The organism is Frankia sp. CeCAU1, assembly GCF_977971845.1.
Genome location: NZ_CDWWXA010000203.1, coordinates 1 through 6119, shown reverse-complemented (window position 1 = coordinate 6119; position 6119 = coordinate 1). Strand labels below are relative to the sequence as shown.

At 72.4% G+C, this 6119-nt stretch carries 5 protein-coding genes and 1 pseudogene; all 6 read left to right on the top strand.

All coding sequences use genetic code 11. The annotated features are described in order from the left end of the window. A pseudogene (locus tag AC08OO_RS22070) lies at window positions 1–1155 on the top strand (hypothetical protein); the annotation flags it as partial. Between the two features lie 41 nt (window positions 1156–1196). Further along, window positions 1197–1757, top strand: coding sequence for a hypothetical protein (locus AC08OO_RS22065; RefSeq protein WP_476611287.1), 561 nt, complete (start codon window positions 1197–1199; stop codon window positions 1755–1757). A 12-nt stretch (window positions 1758–1769) separates the two neighbouring features. Continuing rightward, window positions 1770–2531 (top strand): hypothetical protein, encoded by a 762-nt coding sequence (locus AC08OO_RS22060; protein ID WP_476611286.1) that lies wholly within the window; start codon window positions 1770–1772, stop codon window positions 2529–2531. A gap of 107 nt (window positions 2532–2638) precedes the next feature. Then, on the top strand, window positions 2639–2968 hold the full coding sequence (locus tag AC08OO_RS22055) for a hypothetical protein (protein ID WP_476619013.1): 330 nt from the start codon (window positions 2639–2641) through the stop codon (window positions 2966–2968). Between the two features lie 103 nt (window positions 2969–3071). After that, window positions 3072–5459 (top strand): type IV secretory system conjugative DNA transfer family protein, encoded by a 2388-nt coding sequence (locus AC08OO_RS22050; RefSeq protein ID WP_476611285.1) that lies wholly within the window; start codon window positions 3072–3074, stop codon window positions 5457–5459. Window positions 5460–5548: 89 nt separating this feature from the next. Then, window positions 5549–5980, top strand: a complete 432-nt coding sequence (locus AC08OO_RS22045) for an NUDIX domain-containing protein (protein ID WP_476611284.1) — start codon at window positions 5549–5551, stop codon at window positions 5978–5980. Window positions 5981–6119: the final 139 nt, after the last annotated feature.

Sequence of the window (6119 nt, the reverse complement as noted above, 5' to 3'; positions counted from 1 at the left end):
GGGTGGGAGCGGGCCGCGGTCACGTTCCTGCCGATCGCGCTGGGCGCCGGGGTGTTCGCGGTCGCCTTCGTGCATGTCCACGACGTCGCGAAGTGGGCCGGCCAGCCGGGATGGGCCGCCTACCTGATCGCCATGACCGGTGAGGCCATGGCGATCGCCGCCCTCGCCGCGATCGTGTCGCGGCGCCGTGTCCCCGACGCGTCCGTGACCTGGCCGGTGATCGTGCTCATCTGCGCGATCCTGTTCTCCGGCGCCTGCAACCTCGCCGCCGTCACCCACCGGCCCGGCCCCGACGACCCGCCGGGCGCCGGGCCGATCGCCGGGAAGCCGGGGCCGTGGGTGGTGCTCATGGCCGTCTGGCCGGTTGTCGCCTTCGGTCTGGTCGCCGGTTTGAAGGCCACCAAGCCCGGCAAGGGCAACATCCCAGCCAACGTCATGGGCACACCGGCCGCACCCTCGGAGCCCATCAAGGAAGGCGGGTGGCTGTCGGCCGGCACCGCGCCCGGCCGTGAGCACATCGATGCCTGGGCACCGGACATCACGCCCACCGCCCCGCCCGCCGCAGCGCCTCCGGTGAAGTCCGAGCAGATCATCGCGGATGTTCCGTTCGCCGCCCCGTGGGCCCGGGTCGGCGACACCCTCGATAGCGGACAGATGGGCGGGCACACGGGCGGGCACCGTTCGCTCGGGGCGGGCCCGTCGGAGCTTGACCGCGCCGGCACCGCGCACACGGACCCGCCGGCACCGCTCGTCTCTCTCCCGCACGCGCTCCCCGTCCCCGCCCCGCGCCTGACGGCGGCGAGCGCCGACACAGCCGGATCGAGCGAGGTCGAGTCCAGGCCGGCGCCCGCTTCGCTCACGGCCGCGACCCGCCCGGCGGCGGGGGCATCTCCCCGACCGGCGGCGGTCGTGGAGTTCCGCGCCCCGAAGGCGGCGTCTCCCGCCCCCGTCGCGGACAGCGGCGCGCCAGGTGACCCGAACGTGTCCGACCTTCTGCCGGACGGCCGGAAGGTCCGTGACGCACTGGCGAAGGCGGGCCGGCCGCTGAACCGGGCCACGTTGCACGCCGGGCTGAAGGAGCACGGCCACAAGGCGGGTACCCGGCGCCTCGACACCCTCCTGAAGGTCCTGCGGGAGCCGGCGGTGGCCCAGTGACCGTGACGGCGAGTAGGACTCCCAAGACTCCCGAGACTCCCATGGCTGTCGGAGGGTCCCCGGCGACCAGCGTGGATACCGCAGGGGAGGCCGTGGATGGGGTGTCGGGCGGGAGTCTTGGGAGTCTCGCCGCCCCGTGGCCGGTCGCGTTCGGTCACCGTGTCACCGGGTGGGGGCCGGTGGCGGTAGAGCCGGCGGAAGCGGCAGCTGTGGCCCGCTACGCGACGTCGGCCGACTGGTGTGCGCCATGGGCGACGGGTTGGCGGCGGGCCGGGGTCGGCTACGCCTACCTGATCGCCCTGCCGGTCACCACCAGCGCCTACAGCGCCGCGTGGCTCACTCAGTGGGCCGGCGGCATCGACACCGGCTGGCTGCCCACCGGGCAGGACGGCGACAGTCGCCGCTCCCGCTGGCTGGCCGCCCGCCCCCCGTCGCTGGCCGAACTCGCCGCCACGACCGGTGTCATCACCGGCCCACGTCGCGCGGCGGCGCTGGCCGCCCTCGCGGTGTCCGCCGGCGCCTACGCGCTGGCGTGGACCTTCCAGCGTCCCGGGCGCCTGGTCGCCGCCCTACTCGCCGCCGCCGTCGTCTGGTTCGCCTGAGAGGAACCCGCCATGGATCTGATCTTCCTGCTCTGCTTCGCCTACGCCTGTTACCGCGCCGCCCTGGACGCCGGCGTCAAGAGCTACGCCCTGTCGAAGGGTCGCGACGTCTACGTCGGTGAGGGGGCCAACCGTCGCCAGTACAGCGGGTTCAGCGTCGGGGTGTTGCTGGGCGTGTTCTTCCGCTCTCTCGTGGAAGGCATCCGTGTCGGCTGGCCCTGGGCCCGCCGCACCGCCGACAACTGGCGCGCGCGCCGTAAGGACGGTGACGACTTCACCGTCCCCTGGGACGAGATGCGCCCTCCCCGCCGCCGTTCGTCCCAGCGCCGTCACCGGGCGCGACCCGTGGACGACCAGACCGCCGACCAGGTGGGCGACACCCGGAACGAAGACCCCGACAACCTCGACGCCCTCGACGTGGATGTGGACGTCGACCCGTCGATGCGGTGCCTGCGTTGCGGTGTCGACCTGACCCTCGAGGACAGCAACCCTTACCAGTGGACGGAGAAAGGTCGGGTGTGCTGGCTGCACTTCGACGGCCACTGCGCCGCCTGCGGCAATCCGCCCCGGTCCGGTGACCCGCTCGTGCTGGTGGACGGCCTGTGGGAGCACACCTCCCACCAGCCCCCTCAGTCGGCCGACACCGCCACGCCCACCCCCGACCCACGCGTGCCGGCCGACGTCGTCGACGAGTCCGGACAGCCTCTCGACGCGGTGTGGGAGCCGCTGGAGGCCGAGGGTTGGGCGTCCGTACGCACCACCGCGAAGCCGTGACCCCTCCCGCCATGGCCCGCTACTGCCGGGGCCCGCCGCCATTCATCCACCACCGCCGCTGCCCATCGCCGTCCAACCGTTCCGCATCCGATCGAAGGGACACCGCCATGACCAACCAGACCATCCCCACCGCCAGTCAGCCGTCCGCCGAGGTCATCGACCGCGCCGGCGCGCGGGAGTACCTGATTGCCCTGCACAGCAACATCAACCACACGGTGACCAGCGAGATGGAGACGCTGCTCGCCGGCATGGCCCGCGCCGGCCTGACCGACCCCGACGTGGTCAACCCGGTCCACACCGCGCGGGAGCTGCTGGTCACCGCCCTGGGCGGAGTTCAGGCCGCCGCCGACGCGCTGGGCGGCGGCCACGCCGTCGTCTCTGAGGCGGTGTCCGCGGTCGACGCCGCCGACAGCGTCGAGTTCTACCGGCAGCACTGACCCGCACGCCGGGTCGTGTCCGTGCGACCCGCGCCCCCACGGGGTGCGCGGGCCGTGCGGTCACCACCCGACCACCACCCCGCCGCGCACGAAGGAGGACATGATGAGCAGCCGCCCGCCGGCCACGCCAGCCCGCCGCCGGACCCTCACGACCGCCGCCGACCCGCGGGTTGACCAGCTCCTCGCCTCCGCTGCCGCCGCCGCCGACAGCACCACCGCTCTGGCGTACCTCGACAGCGCCACCGACGTGGAAACAAAGGCCAAGGCCAACGCCGCCGCCGAACGCGCCGCCGCCGACCCGCTCGTCACCCGCCTGGTCACTCGCGCCAAGGCCGCCCTCGACGCCGGTGACCGCAACCGCGCGGAGCAACTCCTCGACGCCGCCCAGGCCGCCGCCGGCCGAGGCCGCTTCGACGCACTCACGGTCCGCGGTCAGGCCCTGCCCCTGGGAATCCTCGGGTTGCTGTGGGCCAGCGCGACAGTCGGCCACCTGATCCCCGGCGCCGGACCGACACTGGCCGGGCTCTGTCTGAGCCTGGCGGTGGTGTGGTGGTGGGCCCGGGGGCGGCGCGCCGACTGGAACGACCGGCCGAACCGCGCCGGACGGCGCCGTCATGTGGCGGTCAGCGCCGCCGCGGGGGCCAGCTGGCTGTACTGGGGGGCCGCCAGTGGCACGACCGGCTGGCATGCCCTCGCGCTCGTCCTCGGTGGCTACGCCCTGGCCGCCCCCCACTGGGCCCGCGTCCACATTCCCAATCCGCCCGGCCCCACACCGCCCATCCCGGCGCCAGAGCTTCCCGACGCCCCGCCCCGGCTGGAGATCAGCGAACACGGCAGCAACGTCGTGGACCTGTGGTGCCGATGGGTCGCCCGGCGCGGCGGGCCCGTCGAGGGTTCCCGGCTCACCGACCGGGAGGTGCTCGAACGCGGCCGGGAGGCCTACGTCGTCCACCTCATCCGGGGCCGGCAGTCCCGCGAATGGCTGGAATCCCGCATCCCGCTGATCGCCTCGGCCATGGGCATGTCCGCGAAGAACCTGGAGTTCGAGGACCACCCCGACGGCGACCACCGCGCCCGCCTGGTCGTCACCCTCGACCGCACCGCCGCCACCACCACCCTGCTCTACCCCGGACCCACCGCCTGTTACGACCCGGACACCGGCCTGTCCTACTGGGGCGCCTGGCCCGACGGCGCTCTCATGCCCTGGGAGGCATTCCACCCCGACCGCGGCGCCTACTCCGGCGTCATCCTCGGATCCTCCGGATCCGGCAAGTCACGACTGATCGAACAGCTCTGCCTGACCTGGATGGCCACCGGACTGGTCACCGTCTGGATGATCGACCCGCAGGACGGCAGCAGCCTGCCCACCCTCGCCCAGTACGCCGACTGGGCCAGCCTCGGCACCGACAAGGGCCGCGCCAAAACCATGCTTCAAGCCGTCGACGTCGTCGGGAAGTTCCGCACGAAGATCAACGGAATGGTGCGCCGCGAAGTGCACCCGATCAGTCGCCGTCAACCCGCCCTCATAGTCGTCATCGACGAATGCCACATGATCTTCGATCCGAAGATCGTCGGACCGGTCGAAGCCGCTCACAATGTCGGCGTGGCCGACCGTATCGCCCGCGCTTACCGCAAAGCCGGTATCGGCCTTGTCCTCGCCAGCCAGTACAGCGACCTAACCGTGTTCGGAGGATCCGAATCGCTACGGTCCAACGCGCTGAACTACAACGGCATCGTCATGCGCCTGTCCAGCAACATCGCCGGGAACCTCATCCCCGGATTCACCGGCAACGCGAAGAAACTGGCCCCGCACGGCTACGCCTACCGCATCGCCGGCGGCGCCCGCGACATCTCCGGGCGCGCCTTCCACGCCGAACCCGTCCTCGCCGACCACTACGCCACCGTTCCCACCCTCGAACTCGAAGCCGCCGTCCGCTACCAGCTCCGCAAGCAGATCGGCGCCGCCTACGACCACCGCCACCACGCGGCCGAGGACGCCGCTGCCGACGCTGCCGCCGAGTTCCTCGACGGCACCACCCTCGACCCCGACCTCATCGCCGCCGTCGCCGAAGACGACCCCGCCGTCGCCGCCCGCCTCACCGAACTCGCCGCCCGGCCCGCCGCTCTGTGGACCCCCGCCGCCGCACAGCTGGCCCTTCCCGTGCCGGCCGCGCGCACGACCCCGACCGGCATCACCCTGCGACCCGCGGCGTGGGTCAGCCTCACCAACCCCACACCCGACCTCGCGGACGACGACGAACCAGCCTCCTTCGCCGGCCTCGCCACCGGCCACGACCTGACCCACCCCTCCCTGTCCACCGCCGCCGGTCGCGACATCTACAAGCTCGTGTCCGCAGGTGTCGCGACCCCCGCCGCCATCCGCGACCAATCCTCGTATTCCGAGACCACCGTTCACCGCATTCTCAAGGCCCTTCTCGCCGACAATCTCATCCACCAACCCCGCTACGGCTACTACGAAACCGCCGCCTAACCCTCACCACCACGCAGGGAGACCGGGCTACCCCCATCCCAAAAACAGGCCAGCAAACCGCATTCCCACCCACGAAAGGAACCCTGTTCATGCGCCGAAACCGCGCCGTTCTCACCGCCGACGTCGTGCTGTTCACCGCCTTCCGCCGGTCCTCGTACGTGCTGCTGATCGAACGGGGGCACGACCCGTTCGCCGGTCACTGGGCCCTGCCCGGAGGGTTCATCGAACCCGGCGAACAGCCCCTCGCCGCCGCCCTGCGGGAACTGGCCGAGGAGACCGGCGTCACCCTCGCCACCGCCGACCCGGTCGGCATCTACGACACCCCCGGTCGCGACCCGCGCGGCCCCGTCACCACCCACGCCTTCACCGCCCTCGTGGGCCCGAAGACCCAGATCAGCGCCGGGGACGACGCCGTCGCTGCCGACTGGCTGCCCCTCGACTCCGCCCTGGACGACACCCCGCTCGCGTTCGACCACGCCCAGATCATCACCGACGCCGCCCGCCGCCTCGGTCTGATCTGACCGCTCCCCCGCCGCACTCGGCCAGGAGACCGCCATGTCGTCTCGAAAGATCCTGATCACCTCCTTCGGCTTCCTCCACGGCCCGCCACCCGCCGCCGACCTACTCCTCGACCTACGCCCCTACCACGACCCCCACGCC

Coding starts and splice junctions, on each gene's coding strand:
- AC08OO_RS22045 (WP_476611284.1), top strand. CDS start 5,549: ATGCGCCGAAACCGCGCCGTTCTCACCGCCGACGTCGTGCTGTTCACC.
- AC08OO_RS22060 (WP_476611286.1), top strand. CDS start 1,770: ATGGATCTGATCTTCCTGCTCTGCTTCGCCTACGCCTGTTACCGCGCC.
- AC08OO_RS22065 (WP_476611287.1), top strand. CDS start 1,197: ATGGCTGTCGGAGGGTCCCCGGCGACCAGCGTGGATACCGCAGGGGAG.
- AC08OO_RS22055 (WP_476619013.1), top strand. CDS start 2,639: ATGACCAACCAGACCATCCCCACCGCCAGTCAGCCGTCCGCCGAGGTC.
- AC08OO_RS22050 (WP_476611285.1), top strand. CDS start 3,072: ATGAGCAGCCGCCCGCCGGCCACGCCAGCCCGCCGCCGGACCCTCACG.